The sequence below is a fragment of the Nocardia sp. NPDC046473 genome (genome assembly GCF_040645995.1).
Taxonomy (GTDB): Bacteria; Actinomycetota; Actinomycetes; order Mycobacteriales; family Mycobacteriaceae; genus Nocardia.
Genome location: NZ_JBEYZJ010000014.1, coordinates 267,119 through 283,181, shown reverse-complemented (window position 1 = coordinate 283,181; position 16,063 = coordinate 267,119). Strand labels below are relative to the sequence as shown.

Annotated in this window: 16 protein-coding genes and 2 tRNA genes; 6 read left to right on the top strand and 12 right to left on the bottom strand. The window is 66.7% G+C overall.

What is annotated here, in order from left to right; genetic code table 11:
• The first annotated feature begins 584 nt into the window (after positions 1-584).
• The gene (locus tag ABZ942_RS41425; RefSeq protein ID WP_357391746.1) at positions 585-1,820 is read left to right on the top strand and encodes a serine hydrolase domain-containing protein; all 1,236 of its coding nucleotides are present in this window, start codon (positions 585-587) and stop codon (positions 1,818-1,820) included.
• Position 1,821: 1 nt separating this feature from the next.
• On the opposite strand, the gene ABZ942_RS41420 is transcribed toward ABZ942_RS41425, so the two are convergent.
• Positions 1,822-2,211, bottom strand: a complete 390-nt coding sequence (locus ABZ942_RS41420) for a DUF1801 domain-containing protein (RefSeq protein ID WP_357391745.1) — start codon at positions 2,209-2,211, stop codon at positions 1,822-1,824.
• Between the two features lie 68 nt (positions 2,212-2,279).
• On the opposite strand from ABZ942_RS41420, the gene ABZ942_RS41415 reads away from it, so the two are divergent.
• Positions 2,280-2,924 (top strand): TetR/AcrR family transcriptional regulator, encoded by a 645-nt coding sequence (locus ABZ942_RS41415; RefSeq protein WP_357391744.1) that lies wholly within the window; start codon positions 2,280-2,282, stop codon positions 2,922-2,924.
• Here ABZ942_RS41415 and ABZ942_RS41410 read toward each other — a convergent pair.
• Entirely contained in the window at positions 2,911-4,341 is a 1,431-nt protein-coding gene (locus ABZ942_RS41410) for an MFS transporter (protein ID WP_357391743.1), read from the bottom strand. The genes ABZ942_RS41415 and ABZ942_RS41410 overlap by 14 nt on opposite strands.
• A 63-nt stretch (positions 4,342-4,404) precedes the next feature.
• The gene (locus ABZ942_RS41405; protein WP_357391742.1) at positions 4,405-5,175 is read right to left on the bottom strand and encodes a trans-aconitate 2-methyltransferase; all 771 of its coding nucleotides are present in this window, start codon (positions 5,173-5,175) and stop codon (positions 4,405-4,407) included.
• A gap of 266 nt (positions 5,176-5,441) precedes the next feature.
• On the opposite strand from ABZ942_RS41405, the gene hspQ reads away from it, so the two are divergent.
• Positions 5,442-5,669, top strand: a complete 228-nt coding sequence (gene hspQ / locus ABZ942_RS41400; RefSeq protein ID WP_357391741.1) for a heat shock protein HspQ — start codon at positions 5,442-5,444, stop codon at positions 5,667-5,669.
• Positions 5,670-5,931: 262 nt separating this feature from the next.
• On the opposite strand, the gene ABZ942_RS41395 is transcribed toward hspQ, so the two are convergent.
• Positions 5,932-6,447, bottom strand: coding sequence for a GNAT family N-acetyltransferase (locus tag ABZ942_RS41395; protein WP_357391740.1), 516 nt, complete (start codon positions 6,445-6,447; stop codon positions 5,932-5,934).
• A gap of 211 nt (positions 6,448-6,658) precedes the next feature.
• Between ABZ942_RS41395 and ABZ942_RS41390 the strand changes: the two genes are divergently transcribed.
• Complete coding sequence (locus ABZ942_RS41390) at positions 6,659-7,723, top strand: serine hydrolase domain-containing protein (RefSeq protein WP_357391739.1); 1,065 nt, start codon at positions 6,659-6,661, stop codon at positions 7,721-7,723.
• 2 nt (positions 7,724-7,725) lie between these two features.
• Here ABZ942_RS41390 and ABZ942_RS41385 read toward each other — a convergent pair whose 3' ends face one another.
• From ABZ942_RS41385 to ABZ942_RS41365, 5 genes are all read right to left on the bottom strand, one after another.
• Positions 7,726-8,193 (bottom strand): flavodoxin family protein, encoded by a 468-nt coding sequence (locus ABZ942_RS41385; RefSeq protein ID WP_357391738.1) that lies wholly within the window; start codon positions 8,191-8,193, stop codon positions 7,726-7,728.
• Between the two features lie 136 nt (positions 8,194-8,329).
• The gene (locus ABZ942_RS41380) at positions 8,330-9,223 is read right to left on the bottom strand and encodes an RNA polymerase sigma-70 factor (protein ID WP_357391737.1); all 894 of its coding nucleotides are present in this window, start codon (positions 9,221-9,223) and stop codon (positions 8,330-8,332) included.
• On the bottom strand, positions 9,220-10,368 hold the full coding sequence (locus ABZ942_RS41375) for an FAD-dependent oxidoreductase (protein WP_357391736.1): 1,149 nt from the start codon (positions 10,366-10,368) through the stop codon (positions 9,220-9,222). The genes ABZ942_RS41380 and ABZ942_RS41375 overlap by 4 nt, the downstream gene beginning before the upstream one ends.
• 186 nt (positions 10,369-10,554) lie before the next feature.
• Positions 10,555-10,628, bottom strand: a tRNA-Pro gene (locus ABZ942_RS41370).
• A 47-nt stretch (positions 10,629-10,675) separates the two neighbouring features.
• Positions 10,676-10,749 (bottom strand) — tRNA-Gly (locus ABZ942_RS41365).
• Positions 10,750-11,662: 913 nt separating this feature from the next.
• Here ABZ942_RS41365 and ABZ942_RS41360 point away from each other — a divergent pair.
• Positions 11,663-12,613, top strand: coding sequence for a GGDEF domain-containing protein (locus ABZ942_RS41360; RefSeq protein WP_357391735.1), 951 nt, complete (start codon positions 11,663-11,665; stop codon positions 12,611-12,613).
• Positions 12,614-12,718: 105 nt separating this feature from the next.
• Here ABZ942_RS41360 and ABZ942_RS41355 read toward each other — a convergent pair whose 3' ends face one another.
• Positions 12,719-13,531, bottom strand: a complete 813-nt coding sequence (locus tag ABZ942_RS41355; protein WP_357391734.1) for a DNA-formamidopyrimidine glycosylase family protein — start codon at positions 13,529-13,531, stop codon at positions 12,719-12,721.
• A 13-nt stretch (positions 13,532-13,544) separates the two neighbouring features.
• Positions 13,545-14,018: a ribose-5-phosphate isomerase gene (locus ABZ942_RS41350; protein WP_357391733.1), complete on the bottom strand. Its 474-nt coding sequence runs from the start codon at positions 14,016-14,018 to the stop codon at positions 13,545-13,547.
• Between the two features lie 178 nt (positions 14,019-14,196).
• On the opposite strand from ABZ942_RS41350, the gene ABZ942_RS41345 reads away from it, so the two are divergent.
• A complete protein-coding gene (locus ABZ942_RS41345) occupies positions 14,197-15,279 on the top strand; it encodes a M48 family metallopeptidase (protein ID WP_357391732.1) in 1,083 nt (360 codons plus the stop codon).
• Between the two features lie 45 nt (positions 15,280-15,324).
• Here ABZ942_RS41345 and ABZ942_RS41340 read toward each other — a convergent pair whose 3' ends face one another.
• Positions 15,325-15,972, bottom strand: a complete 648-nt coding sequence (locus ABZ942_RS41340) for a disulfide bond formation protein DsbA (protein ID WP_357391731.1) — start codon at positions 15,970-15,972, stop codon at positions 15,325-15,327.
• Positions 15,973-16,063: the final 91 nt, after the last annotated feature.

The following is a 16,063-nucleotide window of genomic DNA, read 5'->3' as shown; positions in this document are numbered from 1 at the left end:
TGTAACGAGGTACACCTCGCACGGCACGTCCCCCCCGAGACCGATGCTGGCAGAATCTGCACTCTGTCTCGGGATCGGCACTCGGAATAGGGCCCTAAAGCCAGTGCCGATCCCGAGACAGAGTGCAGATCTTGGAGATACCGGCTCAGGGAGCAGCTGGCGGGCTTGATCGACCGCTGGAACTGGCGGTGACCGTCCGCTGTTGTGCACAGCGCTGGTGGGCAATCTGATGACCACCTCAGGAACGCGCCACACTACTCACAGGAAGACGTGGATAGGTCTTCAGATTTACTGGGCGTGTGTTGCGGGACATCAGAACCCGTGCGGCTATCGCCGCCACCGGGCACCTCGACCGCGCACGAACAGTCCGATCAGGCGGACAGGAGCGCGGTAACCGGGTTGTTCACGCGAGAGATTGTCCCGCGACCTGGGCAAAGCCGGCGGTCTAGCACAAACCGCTCGGACGGCAACTGTCTCAGACCATTGCACGCGGCGACTGATACGCGTTACCGTTGGTGTTAGCAAGCTGCTTGCAAGTGTTACCGCGGCGGCTTGTCCGGCGTTCTGGACAAAGGAGTCTGACCATGCCGTTAGCGAGTTCGGACAGCGCGCCCAGTGCGGGGTACATGCTCATCGACGACCGGTTCACCGTGGTGGCCGCGAAGTTCTTCGGGCTGTTCCGGCGCAAGCGACAGGGCGGTGGTGCGCTTGCGGTCTACCTGAACGGCGCGCCCGTGCTGGACATCTGGGCGGGCTGGGCGGACAACGACCGGCGGTGGCATGCCGACACGATGGCGCTGTCGTATTCGACCGGCAAGGGCGTCGCGGCGACGGTCGTGCACCGGCTGGCCGAGCGCGGTGTCCTCGATTACGACGCGCCGGTGGTGACCTACTGGCCGGAGTTCGCGGCGAATGGCAAGGCAGACATCACCGTTCGCGACGTGCTGAACCATCGCGCCGGATTGCAGCGCACCCGAGGACTGCTCGACGACCCGGCGGATCTGCTCGACCACGACGCCCTGGCCGCTGCCATCGCCGCCTCCGCGCCGGATCCGATGCGGCTGCGCGCGTCCGGGTATCACGGGCTCACCTTCGGCACGATCGTCGCGGAGATCGCGCAGCGGGCGACCGGGCGCACGTTCACCGAGCTGGTTCGCGCCGAACTGGCGGAACCGTTGGGTGACAACGACTTCTATTTCGGCGTCCCGCAGCATCAGCGCCATCGGCTGGCCAAGCTCTCGCCGCGGCTCGGCGTCGCGCGGGTGCCGTTCGATCGGATGATCGCGCCGTTCGCCTCGATGAAGGCGGTGCACTCGGCGCGCAGCGCGGTGTACGACGGGTGGGCCGATATGACGCTCGGCGACCAGCCCTACGACACGATGATGCCCGGCTGGAACGGCGTTTTCACGGCTCGGTCGCTGGCGAAGATGTACGGCGCGATCGCCAACGACGGCATGATCGGCCGTCGGCGCCTGCTGCGGCCGGAGACCACCCGATTGATCGCCGAAATGCCGCCGGGCAGCAGGTTCGACTATGTCCTCGGCGCCCCACCGCATTTCGCCCTCGGCTATCACCGCGGGATCGTCGGCACCAAGCTGACGCAGCAGGCGTTGGGGCACTTCGGGATCGGCGGCTCGGGCGGCATCGCGATGCCCAGGCTCGGTCTGTCGGTCGCGTTTGTCACCAATCACCTTGGTAACCATGCGATGTCACTGGGTGACGCGCGACTGCCGATACTGGCCATGCTCGCGCAGCGAGCTGCCCGCGGCCTGGAAGACACCGGCGAACTGTCGGATTCCCTCGACGCCGCGGTCGGCTGAGTCAACGCGCGAGTTTGCGCCAGCCACCGGCGCGGTTGTTCGCGATGATCTGCTCGAACATCGCGAGAAGCGGTGCGGCGGGAACCTTTTCGCCTTCTCGGACGGAGACGGTTCGCGCGGTCTTGTTGGCGTGGCCCGCGGTGATGATGCCGTCGGGGTCCGGCACGATGGCTCCGTCGTAGAGGAACACGTTGACGTGCGTTTTCGCCGCGAGCAGGGCGCAGATGTTGCCGTCGAGCACGAAGTACGGCTGCACGGTGCGCTTGATGGTCTCGACGACCGCCGGATCGGCGGCGTGCACCAGCTCGCGCACCTCCTGGCAGATTGCTTGCTGCCAGGCGGGCAGCGCGTCGATATAAGTGTCGACGCGCGGGTCGGCCTCGTAGGACATGCGCCGATCCAAACACAAAACGAACGGTCCGATGACCGTTTCTCGCCAGCCTGAGTACGATCGACCGTATGGACAGTGCACCCGACGCCTCGGTTCTGGCCCGGCGCGAGCCCGCCGAGATCACCGACAAGCGGCTGCTCCGCGGCGCGAAGACGCGGCAGACGGTGCTCAGGCACGCGGCGGATATCGCCTCGCTGGACGGCCTCGAGGGGTTGAGCTTCGGCAGGCTCGCCACCGATGCCGGACTGAGCAAAGCGGGCATCCAGACGCTGTTCAAGACCAAGGAAGCGCTGCAGCTGGCCGCCATCGACTATGCACGCGACCTGTTCGTCGACACGGTCGTCGAACCGGCCCGGCCCATACCGCACGGCGTCGCTCGACTGCGGGCGCTGATCGAGAACTGGCTGGCCTACATCGAGGGTCCCCTGTTCGCCGGCGGCTGCTTCTGGGTGGCGAACATGCCGGAGCAGGACAGCAGGCCCGGGCCGGTGCGCGATGCCCTGGTCCGCGATCGTCAGGCGTGGGTGCGCATCCTCGAGCGCGAACTGCGGCACGCGGTGACCGCGGGTGAAATCGCCGAGCTCGACGCGGAACTCGCCGCCTTTCAGATCGACGCCGTGCTCTGTGCGACCAACACGGCGCTGCGTCTCGACGACAAAGCGGCCATTCGCAGGGCCTGGCGCATCGTCGAGAGTTTCCTTATTTCACCCTGACCGCGGGCAGCCGGAACACCAGTACCGACACGGCGATCGCGAGCAGGCAGGTTGCGATAGAAGACATCGCAAAGGCGTGTCCCGCCGCGGCGCCGCCGTCCGTGCCGGGATGGAACGAGGCGAAGAAAACCGCGCCGATCACCGCGACGCCGAGCGCGCCACCCACCTGTTGCGCGGTCGACAGCGCGCCCGACGCGGTGCCGACGGAGTCCGGGCTGATGCCGGACAGCACCGTGCTGAGCAGCGGGGTGATGAGCAATCCGCCGCCGACGCTCTGCAGCATCAGCGTCGGAATCACCAGTGCCGGAGTGAGTTCCGGTCCATACAGCAGCACTACGGCGGTCGTCAGATAGCCGGTCGCCACCACGATCGAGCCGACTTCCAGTACGCGCCGACCGTATTTCGGCATGAGCCGACTGGCGACCATGCTGAAGACGAAGAATGTTGTCGCGGCGGGCGCGTACACCAAGCCCGCGCCCAGCGCGGACAGGCCGAGTCCCTCCTGCATCGAAATCGACAGTGCCAGATAGTAAGACGTCAGGAACGCGTACACGCACAGGACGAGGACGATGCCCACTGCGAACGAGCGCTGCGCGAACAGCGCCAGGTGCACCAGTGGGTCGCCACCCGCACGATCGACCCCTCGTTCGATCGCGACGAACACCCCGAACGTGGCCGCGCTTGCCGCGAAGCAGGCCCACGTCCACCATGGCCACCCGGCCTCGCGGCCCTGAATGAGCGGGAAGGTGAGCAGCACCAGCGCGGCACTCAGCGCGAGTACACCGGGCACGTCCAGCTTCCGTGCCCCCGCCGCGCGTGACTCCGGCACATATTTTGCGGCGAGCAAGATCGTTACCAGGCCGATGGGCACATTCACCCAGAACACCCCGCGCCACTGCGAACCGAACAGATCGGCGCCGATCAGCAATCCGCCGATGAGCTGACCGCCGATGGTCGCCAGGCCGATCACCACGCCGAGTACACCGAATACCCGATGCCTGCCGCGCTCGGGCACCAGCACCGCGATCATCGCGAAGACCTGCGGAACCATCAGTGCGGCACCGAGTCCCTGCACGACGCGCGCCGCGATCAACATGCCGGGATCCTGCGCGGCGGCGCACCCGATCGAGGACAGCGTGAACACGGCCGCGCCGAGGATGAAGATGTGCTTGCGCCCATACATGTCCGCGAAGCGGCCGCCGGTGATCATCAGTACCGCGTAGCTCAACTGGTAACCGGCCAGGATCCACTGGAGTTGCCCCTCGGAGGCGCCGAGGTCCGCGCGGATCGCCGGGCCCGCGACCACCACGATGTAGGAGTCGAGGATCGCCATGAACATGCCGATCATGACGACCGACACTGCGGTCCACGGCACGACGGCCGGACTCGTACCGACGGGTTGTCTCACATCCACCATGGTGGAGACAATACGGTCGTACGTATACTTATCGCAACCGGTATTGGGTCGCTCGAATTCGCCTCAGGCCGAAGGCTTGTGCGCCACCGCGAAGATTCGACGGAACGGGAACCAGGTGCTGCCGTCGGATTTGGCCGGGTAGGCCATCTGCAGGCGAGGCGCCAGCTCGGTGCGGAATTCGCGCCAGTCTTCGTCGTCCAGGGCGGCGCGAATCGGGCGCAGCGCGGTGCCGGATACCCACTCCAGCACAGGATCCGGGCCGGAGAGCCGCTGCAGGTAGGTGGTCTCCCACACGTCGACCTCGACGTCGTCGACCGCGAGAACCGTTGCGTACTCGGCGGGACTGGACACCGCGTCGGCACTGCGCAGTGCGATCTCGGCCAGCCGAGCCTGCCAGCGCGCCTCGGTGGCCAGCGCGCGGATCTCGCGATGCGACGGTGCGTCGAAGTTGCCCGGCACCTGCATGGCGAACCAGGCGCCCGGCGGCAGCGCGTCGAGCCAGTCCGCGAGCAGCGTCAGGTGATTCGGAACCCATTGCAGGACAGCGTTACTGACGACGACGTCGGTCTCGGCGTCCGGCGTCCAGTCGTTGACGTCGAGCACTCGGGCGTTGATTCCGCGCTCCTGCGCATCCTGGACCATCTCCAGCGAGGAATCGAGCGCGTCCAATTGCGCGTCCGGCCAACGTTCGGCGAGCACGCCGGTGAGATTGCCCGGCCCGCAGCCCAAATCCACTACGCGGCGCGGTTTTTCGGCATCGATCCGGCCGATCAGTTCGAAGAACGGGCGTGCCCGGTGATCAGCGAAGTCCAGATACTTCTTCGGATCCCACATACGAAACCCTTCTCGTAAACAGTACAAGCGTACTTAGTACGATTGTACTGTATGGCACTGTCGGCTCAGTGATGCCGCGCATGCCGAGCCGGTAAACCCTGCCCACATGTAAGAAACCGACCAGTTTGCTATGCTCAGCGGAGGGGTTGTCAGCACCCGCGGCAGGTGTCGCTCGGATCTTCGTTGCCGCTCGCTCGGTACCACTTGATCAATGTCGTTGCACGCAAGCCAGATACAGTGATCTGTATCGGAAAGGTGCGTGAATCATGACGGAACCCAAATTCGCGATCGGCGATCGAGTCCGCCACGTATCCATGGGTCACCACGGTGTCGTAGTCGCTGTCGACAGAGAACACTCCACAGCGCACGACGCCAACGACCTCAGCCTCAACCCGTCCGTCCGCGCCAGCCCTTGGTACAAGGTGACCTTGGAAGACGAGCAAGGCCAGCCGGTCGACAGCTACCTGTCCGAATCCCAACTGGACTCCGAATAGCCGCCTCTTCCATCCTGCCGCGCCGCAGCCTCGAATACGGAGTGGACGGTCGACCGACCAACCGCACGCGGTCTCCAGCGGGAAGGTGTGCGACGCGGGCACGAAGAGCGCGACGCCGACCACAGCTCTGGTCGACGCTGCCGACAAGTTCGAGTTCAAAACCTGGACAAGCGATCACGAGGAAATGATGTCGGCGCGCTCTCGGGCGATACCTGCACCAGTTCCCCATGATCGGTTGACCAGCAGCGTGCGGCTGGTCGGCTCAGCTGGGTCGCAACACCTTTGCCATCCTGTACTGGCGCCCGGGGCCACCCGAGCATCCGGCGTCGTCGAAACCGTTGCGCCGGTATAGCGCAACAGCGGGTTGGTTGTCGGGCGAGACCATGAGCAGTAGAACTTCGACACCTACCTGGATCGCCCATTGCTCGACCGCTTGCACCAGACGATCGCCGACGCCCCGGCCCCGCACCAGCCGACTGACCCACAGAGTTCCGAGCTCAGCAACGCCGTGCCGCGGGCCGGGAAAACCGCTCACCATCCCAACCGGTCGCCCATCGAGCACAGCAATCACATTGCACGACCCCGGGATGCTCAACCGAGCGCGCCAACGCCCCTCCCGATCACCATCGCCCTGCCAATCCGCGAGCTGCGACGAGAACGCATGCGGAGCGTCCGCAAGCGCGGCGAGCCGCAATTCTCGCCAAAGTTGCCAATCATCCGAACGCACCACCTGCACACCAATCACGATGCGAGAGTGCCCGCCGTCGAAGGCCAACACAATTGGTAATGCGCAGCTGGACAAGCGATCACGGGGAACTGGTGTCGGCGCGCTCTCGGGCGACGCCTGCACCGGTTCCCCCTTGATCGGTCGACTACAAAGGAGCGGCGTCCATGGGATCGACGCCGGTCCAGGAACGTGACCTGGAGGGGTTGTCGATCCCCCTGAAAAGGAGTGGCTCGGGGGTTTCGGGGCGGGCTAGGTTGCGCAGATGGCGGAGATCCACGGCCGGTGCGATGGTCGGTTCAGTGCAGTTGCGGAGGCTTTGGCGGTCTCGTTGGATAGCGACGATGTAGGTGCCTCGGCGGCGGTGTTTGTCGATGGTGAAGCGGTGGTTGATATTTGGGGTGGGTATGTCGACGCTGAACGCACGGTCGCGTGGGAGCGGGACACGATCGTCAATGTCTGGTCTACGAGTAAGACGATGGTGGCGTTGTGTGCGTTGATCTTGGCTGATCGGGGTGAGCTCGATTTGGATGCGCCGGTTTCCGAGTATTGGCCGGAGTTTGCGGCTGCGGGGAAACAGGATGCGCGGATAAGGCACCTGCTGGGTCATACTGCGGGGCTGCCGGTTTGGGATGCGCCGGTTACGGCGGCTGAGTTGTATTCGTGGTCGGCGGTCACGGGTCGGCTGGCCGCGCAGACGCCGCTGTGGGAGCCCGGCAGTGCGGGCGGGTATCACTCGATCACGTTCGGTTATCTGGTCGGTGAGGTTATCGCGCGGGTGAGTGGGCGCAGTGTTGGCAGGTTTTTTGCCGAGGAAGTGGCCGGGCCGCTGGGCGCGGACTTTCATATCGGGCTGGCTGCCGAGCACGATCAACGGGTGGCGAGGCTGATCGCCGCGCCCGAGGGAGATAAGCCTGAGGGGTTCGAGGTCGGGGTGTCCGATGCCAATACTGCGGCTTGGCGGCGGGCCGAGATACCCGCGATCAACGGGCATGGGAATGCCCGCTCCGTCGGCCTGGTGCAGTCTGTGCTGGCGTGTGGCGGCACCGTCGGCGGGGTTCGGTTGCTGTCGCCGGCAGGGTGTGAGCGCGTCTTCGAGGAGCAGTTCCGCGGGGTCGACCGGATTCTGCACCAATCGATTCGCTGGGGGCTCGGCTACCGCCTGGAGAATCGCACCTGCTCATGGGGCGGGTGGGGTGGGTCGCTGGTGCTCGTCGACTTCGACCGTCGAATGACGGTGTCGTATGTGATGAATCAGGTGCTGTGGGACGCGGGTTACGACCGGTCCCTCAGCATCCTGATGGCCGCGTACGAGGCGATCACCGACTGAGTTCAGGCGGCGATATGGGCTCGGAGGCGTTCGGCGAAGCTGCGGGCGGCCGCGAGGTCGGCGCCGTTGGGGCGGTTCTTCTTGATGCCGCCGACCGGCTTGAACGGGGCGAAGGTGTCGAATGCGCGGCAGGAGAAGGTGCCGGTGACCTCGAAACCCTTCTGCTCCAGCAGCTTTACCAGTGGGCGGGAGAAGCGTTGGAAACGCGCCTCGGGAAAACCGCTGGTGGCGAAGACGAAGGCCTTGCGTCGCGGTTCCTGCGGGAGAGACTCGACGAACTCGCGCAGCTGAGCGTGGAAGGCGCCCAAGAAGATTCCCGAGCCGAAGCCGACCAGGTCGTAGTCGGCGAGTTCGGCCGGATCGATCTGGTCGGGGGTGACGACTCGGGCCGAGAGGACATGGCCCATGATGTCGGCGATTCGTTTCGTGTTGCCATGGGATACCGAGGTGCACACGAGGATGGCCTTCATGACGATGCTCCTTCACGTTGGGAAGATCCGGTCATCCTCGGAGACACCGCTCGATCCGCGATCGTGACATCCGGACGGCTGTGGTCTCGATCACTTCCGCGGTATGCGATAACACGTTGCACGGTAACGGTTTTCATCAGAGGCCCCGGGGCCGGTCGAGGGGGCGCAGCACGTCGGCGGATTGCAGCTTTTCCGGATTGCGCACCGCGTACAGGCCGGTGATGCGCTCCCCGTCGATTTCGATCATCAGGACGGTATCGAGACTCCCGTCCGCATCGGACCGGAACAGGAGCGCGGGCAGCGCGTTGAAGCTGCCGAACTCAACGGCCATGTCCGCCATGCTGTTCTGGGCGAGCCCGATGATGAACTTGGCGACCGGCGCGGCACCGGTGACCGGGCGGCCCGCGACGATGACGCGGCCGCCGCCGTCCGAGATCTGGACGACGTCGGGTGCGAGTACGTCCATCAGGTTTTGCACCTCGCCGGTGCGTGCGGCCACCAGGAAGCGGCCGATCACCGCACGATTGGTCTCGGCGTCGGGCTGGAAGCGTTTGCGGCGGGCCTGCACGTGTTCGCGGGCCCGGTGCGCGATCTGGCGCACGGTCGCATCGCTCTTGCCGATCATCTCGGCGATCTCGACGAGGCTGTGGCCGAACACCTCGGACAGCACGAACACGGCCCGCTCGGTCGGACCGAGGGTCTCCAGCACGAGCAGCATCGCCATCGACACCGATTCGGCCAGCAGCACATCGTGGCTGGCGTCGTGTTCGGTGCGGATCGGTTCGGGCAGCCAGTTGCCCACGTAGTCCTCGCGGCGGCGGCGCGCGGACCGTAACTGGTTGAGCGCCTGTCGCGTAACGATCTGCACGAGGTAGGCGCGCGGATGCTCGACCTCGTCCTCGTCGATGTCGCGCCAGCGAAGGTAGCTGTCCTGCAACACATCCTCGGCGTCGGCGGCGCTGCCGAGAATCTCGTAGGCGATGGTGAACAGCAGCGGCCGGAACTGGTCGAACACGCTGGGCTCGGTCATCGGACCGCGATCGAGTTCGGCTCGGGCACTGTCGGAGTCGGGCCTGGCAGCCACCGGTAAGCGCGCGAGAACCGCATCGAGGCGACGGTGAAGCGGCACACCCGTTCCTTGACCACGGCGGCCACCCGCCCGGACAGGACGAACCCGCGAGCACTGTCGTCGCGGTGCGTGGCCTGAATGAATCCGTCACGTCGTCCGAGGCTGATCGCCTGACCGGCCAGGCCGAGTGACAGCGGTTCCGGGCGTTCTCCCCTGATCAACGCGAGCACCGTATCGGCGCCATGTGCGCCCATCGGTATCGCGGCCTGACAACTCATCCGCAAGTGCTCCCCCACATGTCGAGGTGGTGCGACGGCGTCCCCGACGCCGACGATCCGTCCATGATCAACACACACCAACGTATCGTCGGTGCGCAACCTGCCGTCCGCAGCCACCGGTAGGCCGCTGCGCAACGCCAGGTCCGGCACGCCGAACGAGCCGGCCCATACCGTGCAATCGCTGGGCAGCAGGCCGGTGTCGGTCACGACGCCATCGGGCCGGATTCCGGTGACCCGCACACCGGTACGCAGCCGCACACCGGCTTTCGCGAGCTTGCCTTCGATACTCGCCCGGCTCGACTCCGGCAGCCACCCGGCGACCGACTGCGAAACCAGCTCGACCACCAATGACGGGTATCGGTAGGCGATTTCGGCGGCGGTTTCGATCCCCGTCAGGCCGCCACCGATCACCACGACCCGCGCCCCCGCCGACAATCGAGGCAGTTGCCCGCGCAACGAGTCGGCGCCGGCCAGGTCGGCGATACTGCACGCGTATTCGGCCCCGGGCGGGCCTTGGGCGGCCGTACTGCCCACCGCGTACAGCAGATAGTCGAAATCGAGTGCGGCACCGTCATCGAGCCGAACCGAACGCGCAGCGATCTCATCCACCGTCGCCACCCGCAGGCGGACGTCGCGGTGCAGTAGCCCCCTTCGCTCCTGCACCGCGCTCGCCCCACCCGCCGCATGCTCGTGCAACCGAATCCGCTCCACGAACTCCGGCCGAGGATTGACCACCGTCACGCGCACGTCCGACTGTCCAACGGCGGCAAGCCGATTCGCAGCCATAACCCCCGCGTAACCCGCACCGACAACCACCACGTGTGTCACCGCCACCACCTCCGTCCAGCCCGACCCGACATCTCGAAGACACCGCCCGAACGACGACCGTGACAGCGGAGGAATGTGGCAACGATCACACCAGCGAGCGCGGAAGAGGGGGCTGCAAAACGAAATCGGCGCTGGCCGTAGCACCCAAAGGGTCCTGGACCAGCGCCGGAAACGCTCAATTCGTTGTCGGGGTGACAGGATTTGAACCTGCGACCCTCCGCTCCCAAAGCGGATGCGCTACCAAGCTGCGCTACACCCCGTTGTCCCTCGCGGCGGTTATCGGCCGCCGCCGAGGCTGAATTCCGTGTGGAGCGGGTGACGGGAATCGAACCCGCACCATCAGCTTGGAAGGCTGAGGTTCTACCATTGAACTACACCCGCAGGCAAACGACATCGATGGGATCGCCACGATGTCGCGTGCGTCCCGACTGTACCGAACCCTGCTTCGCAAATGCCAATCAGCCCCCCGCGCACGGGGATAGCGCAGGCGTGTGTTCGGTCGTCGGCGCGACGCCCTATGGTGAGTCTCGCACGCCAGTCGCCCCGGTCAGGGCGTGGCGCGCGGTGCAGAACTTAATGAAATTAAGAGGGATCTCTTCCTTGAAACTCGGGCGTGTCGGACCGGAAGCGGGGAGCATATGGGACGCGTGACGACTCCTGTCGGGGGGAGCCGTGGCCCACGGGGTGGCCACCAGTCACGCCCGACCGGTCGCGGAGAGGATGCCACCCATGGGGACATCACGACTCGCCGAAATCGCACTAGCAGGAAATTGCTCCGTGCTACCGACCGCCGGGTGTGCTTGTGGCAGGAAAATCCGGCTCCACACCACCACTGGGCAGAAGACCCGCAGACCCTCGGCTACTCACACCGCTACTTCGGCGCCGCGACCGGGCAGGCGGCCCAGCGGGCCGACCGCACGGCCACATCGCGTCGAGGCGTGGCGAGTGGCCGAGGGGACCCGCATGGCGCGACGCTACAGCGTGTCGCCAGCGCGTCTCGGCGCGACTTCTCAGCGAACGAAATCCGGGTGTAACGCCGACGCGATTCCAGCGATCTCATATCCGATCGCCATTCGCGAGGCATCGAGAACACGTTGCAAAACAGCGTTTTTTGATGCCGGGTGGCTTGCTAGGATCCTTTTTGCCGGACGGGGGTATCTGGAAAGGGGGCGGTGAGCGTGCGCCGAGCGAGGTGGACACAACCGCGTAGCAGTGCGAACGATCGGGGTGACGTCGGCACCTGTGTCAGCACAGGGCCTCTGGGTACCGACGCCACCTGCGCAGGGTGAGTTCGATGTCGATCGATATCGAGCCCCCTGTCGCCGCGATGGCCCGCGCCTGGGCCCGCGCGGTGTGCGCCGAGCCGGGTTCCGGCGCGGCGCCCCAACACCTGGAACCGGTACTCATCGAGATCGTCGAGCAACTGCTCACGCTCGCCAGGTCCGAGCCGTTCCCGGTGCCGCAAGCACGGCTGCTCGGCGCCAGGCTGTCCGAGGCGCCGTTCGACCGGATCCGGATGCTGGCGCAGGCCTCACGGTGGCTGCTCGGCTTCCCGTCCGGTGCGCCCGGTTCGCTCGTCGCCACCCGCTGGCCGTTCGTCGCCAGTCAGGCCATCGACAGCTATGCCCAGGCGCTGCAGGAGCGTGCACTGGCGCAGCAGGAGCAGAACCTGTCGGCCAAAGTGTCGCTGCGCGTGCAGGAGATCGCGGCGCTGCAACATCGACTCCGGCACGAGGCGACCCACGACGCACTCACCGACCTGGCCAACCGCACCCTGCTGCAGGACCGCGTCCGGCTGATGGCGACCGACCCGAACCGCGGCGTCGGGCTGCTGCTGATCGACCTGGACCGGTTCAAGCAGATCAACGACGGCTACGGGCACGCGATCGGCGACGAGGTACTGGTCGAATTGGCCAACCGCCTGCGCGAGGTGTGCGCGCCGGACACGGTGATCTGCCGGTACGGCGGCGACGAATTCGTGCTCGCCGTCAACCCGCCGCAGAACACCCTCGGCGATCTCGCCAGTCGGATCGTGTCGGCGCTGCGCGACCCGGTGTGGTCGACGGCCGGGCCGGTACCGGTGTCGGCGAGCGTCGGCACCGCCTTCAGCCCGCCCGGAAGCTCCTGCGATTTCAGCGATCTGCTGCGCCGGGCCGACCGCGCGATGTACTCGGCGAAGACGGCGGGCGGGCGACGGTTCGCGCTGGCCGACGAGCCCGCGATCGATGAGGCCGTCGCGGGTTGAGGAGATAGTCCGGCTGGCGAGCCCGGAAGAGATTCCGGGCCGCCGTGACCCGTGGTTGGACGAGTCGGGAACGCTGGACATGACTTCGGACGAGCCGGAGTGGGTTCAGCCCGGCTGACAGGTGGGGCACCAGAAGAGGTTTCGGGCCTCCATGACCGCGTGGGCGATCGGGGTGCCGCAGATGCGGCAGGGCGCGCCCTGGCGGCGGTAGACGTAGGTGCGGGGGCGGTCGGCGGCGTAGGACGGTTCGCCGTGGTCGTCCTCGGGGCGGACCACGACCATTTTGCCGACCCGGACGCCGACCTTCATCAACGCGACCAGGTCGACCCACATCGCGGCCCACTCGTCGGCGGACAGCGCGGTGCCGGGCCGGTGCGGCGAAATATGATGCCGGAACAGCAGTTCCGCACGATAGACGTTGCCGACGCCGGCGATCACCTGCTGGTCCATCAGCAAAGCGCCGATCGCTCTGCGCGAGCGTCGCATGCGCTGCCAGGCCCGGTCGGGGTCGGCGCCGCGGCGTAGCGGATCGGGACCGAGTCGATCGGTGAGCGCGGAAACCTCAGGGGCGCGCAGGACTTCGCAGGCGGTCGGCCCGCGCAGGTCGGTGCCGAAGCCGGGCTGTCCGTCCGGCGCGCCGAGCATCCGCATCCGCACCTGCCCGACCGGCTCCCCCATCGGCAGCTCGGATTCGGTGAACTTCCCGTACAGGCCGAGGTGCACGTGCACGATCAGACCCGAGTCGTAGTGGTGCAGTAGGTGTTTGCCCCATGCCTCGGCGCGCGTCAGCAGGTGTCCGTCGACGCGGGCAGCGCCCGCCGCGAACTTGCCCTGCGGGCTGGAGACGCGCACCACACCGCCCGCGAGGCGCTGCTGATGCAGCCTCGCGAGACGGTGCAGCGTATGCCCCTCAGGCACAGACGGTTACAGCTCAGTAAGCCGGAACCGCCGGGGCGACACCGGACTTCTCGTACTCGGCGAGGATGTCGATGCGCCGCTGGTGCCGGTCCTCGCCCGACCATTCGGTGCTGACGAACGCGTCGACGATGGCCAGCGCCTCCTCGGTGGAGTGCATGCGGCCGCCGATGCCTGCCAGCTGAGCGTTGTTGTGCTGCCGGGCCAGCTGGGCGGTCTCCACGCTCCAGGTCAGCGCGCAACGCGCGCCGGGCACCTTGTTCGCGGCGATCTGCTCACCGTTGCCGCTGCCGCCGAAGACCAGCCCGAGCGAGCCAGGGTCGGCGACGGTGCGGCGGGCCGCCTCGATGCAGAAGGCCGGGTAGTCGTCGAGCGCGTCGTACTCCAGGGCGCCGCAGTCGACCACCTCGTGGCCCGCCTTTTCCAGATGGTCCTTGACGTGATTCTTGAGTTCGAAACCGGCATGGTCGGCACCGAGGTATACGCGCATGGCTGGCATTCTGTCAGGCCCGTTTCCGGCTCGTGACGAAGGGGCACACGGCCCGATTAACACCGACGGCTGCTATCGCGAATCGAGAGATACCTCGCGAGTGTCCTGAGCCACAGCGTCGCTGTGGACGTGGCCGAGGAGCCGCATCCGCTTCCAGCAACTGAATAGAGTTCATTTCATGCAGCCGCACGAACCCCAGCCCCATCAGACGGGCCAGCACGTCGACCCGTATGCCTCGGCCGGGTGGGCACAGCCCCAGGATGCGTCCTACGGCTCCCCGCAGCCCTACGGCGCGCCGCCGCCCTACCCCGCTCCCCCGCAGTACGGCGCCTACCCTGGCGCTCCCGTCCCGCCGCCGCTGCCACCGCAGCAGCAGCCGCGTGGGCTGTCACCGTTCGGGCTGCCCGCCAGGCACAGCTGGGAGATCCCGATGCTCATCGTGGTCGTCCTGCTGACCGTCCTCGCGTACGCGATCGCGGTGCTGCTGCTGGCGACGGGCAATGTCGACCAGTACGTGCTGTTGCTGGTGTTCGCGCCGATCCTCATCTGGCTCGGTCGCGGCGTGCTCTATTCGACCCAGCGGGTGAACGGCGTCAAGATGTCGCCGACCCAGTTTCCGGAGGGGCACCGGATGGTGGTCGAGGCGGCCGCGCGGTTCGGCATGGCCAAGGTGCCCGACGCCTACGTGGTGCTCGGCAACGGCCAGATCAACGCGTTCGCCAGCGGGCACGGGTTCCGCCGCTTCGTCGTAGTCTACAGCGACCTGTTCGAGATCGGCGGCGCCGCAAGGGAACCCGATGCGCTGGCGTTCATCATCGGCCACGAGGTCGGGCACATCGCGGCGGGTCACGCCTCGTACTGGCGCCAGCTCGGCATGTTCCTCGTCCCGTTCCTGCCGTTCATCGGCAACTCGCTGATCCGCGCGCAGGAGTACACCGCCGACAACCACGGCTACTGCAATCGGCACACGGGTGCGCCCGCGGCGATGGGCACGCTGGCGGCGGGCAAGTACCTGAACACGCTGGTCGGCTTCGACGAGATGGCCGACCGGGCGGCGATGGAGAAGGGCCTGTTCATCTGGGTGGTCAACGCGATGTCGTCGCACCCGGTGCTGACCTGGCGGATGTGGGCGCTGCGCGACCGGAGCAGGCACGGCAAGCTGTGGTTGCGGCCCGCACCGCCCGCGGGCGCGATGCCGCCGCAGGGCGGCTACCCGGTTAGCTACCAGACTCCGGCGTTGCCGCCGAAAACCGCCTTTTAGCAAGCACCGAGTGCCGCGGGTCGAGCCCGCGGCACTCGCCGGCGGTCAGTCGAACTCGGGATCTTCGGTGCGAGTGCGCTTGAGCTCGAAGAAGTGCGGGTAGTCGGCCAGCGTGACCGACGCGTCCCACAGTTTGCCCGCCTGCTCGCCGCGCGGGATCCGGGACAGCACCGGACCGAAGAACGCGGTGCCGTTGATGTGGATCGTCGGCGTGCCGACATCGGGGCCGACCTTGTCCATGCCCGCGTGGTGGCTCTTGCGCAGCGCCTCGTCGTAGTCGGTGCTCTCGGCGGCCTTGGCCAGCTCGGCCGGCAGGCCGACCTCGGCGAGCGAATCGGCGATCACCGCGGCGAGGGACTCCTTGCGCGAGTCCCGCTTGTACTCTTCGCGGCGGTTGTGGATGCGGGTGCCCATCGCGGTGTAGAGCGGCAGCAGCACCTTGTCGCCGTGCTCCTGCGCGGCGGCGATGGCGACGCGGACCGGGCCCCAGCCGGTGTCCAGCAGTTCCTTGTACTGGTCGGGCAGGCCCTCTTTGTCCTCGTTCAGCACCGACAGGCTCATCACATGGAAGCGCGCCTCGATGTCGCGCACCTGCTCGACCTCGAGAATCCAGCGGGAGGTGATCCAACACCAGGGGCACAGCGGATCGAACCAGAAATCGGCAACATCTTTCGCGGAGCTCTTCTCACTCACGACGGGTCCTCTCGAATCGCATGCTCGACGGGCGGCGCTGAGCCCCGCCGCTATAGGGAACCAACCACCGCGACGACCGATTCGTTCCCAT

Coding starts and splice junctions, on each gene's coding strand:
- ABZ942_RS41425 (WP_357391746.1), top strand. CDS start 585: ATGCCGTTAGCGAGTTCGGACAGCGCGCCCAGTGCGGGGTACATGCTC.
- ABZ942_RS41420 (WP_357391745.1), bottom strand. CDS start 2,211: ATGTCCTACGAGGCCGACCCGCGCGTCGACACTTATATCGACGCGCTG.
- ABZ942_RS41415 (WP_357391744.1), top strand. CDS start 2,280: ATGGACAGTGCACCCGACGCCTCGGTTCTGGCCCGGCGCGAGCCCGCC.
- ABZ942_RS41410 (WP_357391743.1), bottom strand. CDS start 4,341: ATGGTGGATGTGAGACAACCCGTCGGTACGAGTCCGGCCGTCGTGCCG.
- ABZ942_RS41405 (WP_357391742.1), bottom strand. CDS start 5,175: ATGTGGGATCCGAAGAAGTATCTGGACTTCGCTGATCACCGGGCACGC.
- hspQ (WP_357391741.1), top strand. CDS start 5,442: ATGACGGAACCCAAATTCGCGATCGGCGATCGAGTCCGCCACGTATCC.
- ABZ942_RS41390 (WP_357391739.1), top strand. CDS start 6,659: ATGGCGGAGATCCACGGCCGGTGCGATGGTCGGTTCAGTGCAGTTGCG.
- ABZ942_RS41385 (WP_357391738.1), bottom strand. CDS start 8,193: ATGAAGGCCATCCTCGTGTGCACCTCGGTATCCCATGGCAACACGAAA.
- ABZ942_RS41380 (WP_357391737.1), bottom strand. CDS start 9,223: ATGACCGAGCCCAGCGTGTTCGACCAGTTCCGGCCGCTGCTGTTCACC.
- ABZ942_RS41360 (WP_357391735.1), top strand. CDS start 11,663: ATGTCGATCGATATCGAGCCCCCTGTCGCCGCGATGGCCCGCGCCTGG.
- ABZ942_RS41350 (WP_357391733.1), bottom strand. CDS start 14,018: ATGCGCGTATACCTCGGTGCCGACCATGCCGGTTTCGAACTCAAGAAT.
- ABZ942_RS41345 (WP_357391732.1), top strand. CDS start 14,197: ATGCAGCCGCACGAACCCCAGCCCCATCAGACGGGCCAGCACGTCGAC.